A 1805-nucleotide genomic window follows, 5' to 3' on the forward strand; every position below is an offset into this window, starting at 1 on the left:
CCTGATAGTGAGTTTTACAGTTTCAATCATATTAACCCTAAGCTTTTCGATACTATATTAAAAAACTATAGCACATTACCAAAAAGGCTTATTAGAATAAGCTGGTTAATAACCTTTAATAATGAGCTTAAATCACCAAACTTAATCCCCAAACTCCTAACACAAGTAAGGTTATTAAAACCATTGCCTTAGTTTTATGTTTACTAATGATTCGCTCAGCTTCATTACCTGCATAATAAACAATAATAGCCAGACCAAAGTAACGAATAGAACGCGCAATACCCGAGGCCAACAAAAACAGCCAAATAGAGTACTTAGTCGCGCCAGCTGCAAGCATCGCTATTTGAAACGGAATAGGCACTATGCCTAGTGTTATTACAAACCAAAAACCTTGATCTTGCATTTGCTGTTTAACGTTTTCAAATTGCTCAGGGCTCGAAAACGTATTAATAATCCAATCGCCAACCGCATCAAATAAATAATAACCCAACGCATAACCAAACAATGCGCCCACTATGCAGCCTAAAGTAGCCATTAGCGCAATAAGCCATAGCTTTTCACGACGAGCTTGCATTAGTGGTACTAATACAGCTTCGAGTGGAATAGGAACTATGGTTGACTCTAAAAATGATGCCACAGTAATACCGCTAAGCATATGCTTAGAGTCAATAAAATTACGCGTTTTTTCTTTTAGCTTTTTTTGAATGGCCATAGTAAATCCTTTTCACTTATCAGTAAGAACAAGAGTATTCAATGAGCTAATAATTACATATTTAGGTTAATACACGCTGAAAACACAGTACTAAATTTATCACGCCCTACTGCATTAACAAATTAGTAATATCCATAAGAATATTTTATTATGTGCCCATGCAGTTAGATTCCCTATCACAGTAGTTATTAATTTATGCAAAGTGCGCGTTTTATTCCCTTTAGAAAGCAAGATATTGTTGATATGTGTAGCGAAGAGCTTAAAAGCAGTACACAAAAAACATCGTTTAAACAATTTTGCGATTTACTAGCAAGCCTTATTCATTACGATTATCACTCAACACTTGAGTCACTTAAAAACAACTACGCCCCTTTTGATCCCAACAGTGACACGCGATCGTTAGCGCCAGTATCGGCGGATCAAAAAGCGCAGTGCCAACATGAGTTTGCTAAAGATTTTGCTAAGGTGCTTAATGCCGCTAATTTTGAAGTGATCACCAATGAAGACTTACAAGATGCATTAAACGAAGAGTCACTATTTAAGGTGCGCCTTGAAGTTGAATTTGACGACTTTGAAGAAGTGGTTTTTTATCGCCGTGGCGAGTCGCAACTCACTGAAACCATTACCAGCTTTTGGGGCCTTCGTAAAAAACCGCTGCACTTTACTAATTACGACCGTGTTGCCGTGTTTATTCGCTTTAAAGACAGCGCTTATTTTGAAGCTAAAAATAAAACGCCAATGGGATTTGAGCCAAGCTCAACCATAGTAAAGCTGTTTCAAAATGTGCCAAAGGCCGATCTCGAAATGCTATTTCCTAATAGCGAAGTACGCATGCGCCCTATTGATAAAGCAATTATTGGCTCATCGGCTTTAGTTGGCGGTGCAGTGGTACTTATAACTAAACTTGGCGCATCAATCGTATTATTGCTTGCTCTGTTTGCTTTTTGGGGTGGTTTTAGAAGTGAAGCTGTAGAAATGACCCAACAACATTTTATTACCTTTGCTATTGGCATGGGAGTATTTGGCAGCTTTATTTTTAAAGAATGGAGTAAGTTTAAAAACCGTAAAATTAAATTTATGAAAGCGCTTAGCG

At 37.5% G+C, this 1805-nt stretch carries 2 protein-coding genes; one reads left to right on the plus strand and one right to left on the minus strand.

Annotation, left to right across the window (positions count from 1 at the left end; all coding sequences use genetic code 11):
• Positions 1 to 127 precede the first annotated feature (127 nt).
• Positions 128 to 712 carry a VTT domain-containing protein gene (locus GQR46_RS19290; protein WP_010554604.1) on the minus strand — a complete coding sequence of 195 codons (585 nt, stop codon included), beginning with the start codon at positions 710 to 712 and terminating at the stop codon, positions 128 to 130.
• A gap of 195 nt (positions 713 to 907) precedes the next feature.
• Between GQR46_RS19290 and GQR46_RS19295 the strand changes: the two genes are divergently transcribed.
• On the plus strand, positions 908 to 1805 hold an 898-nt coding region (locus GQR46_RS19295; RefSeq protein WP_165742158.1), incomplete at its 3' end, for a TMEM143 family protein.

The organism is Pseudoalteromonas sp. Z1A6, from assembly GCF_011378745.1.
Lineage (GTDB): Bacteria > Pseudomonadota > Gammaproteobacteria > Enterobacterales > Alteromonadaceae > Pseudoalteromonas > Pseudoalteromonas arctica.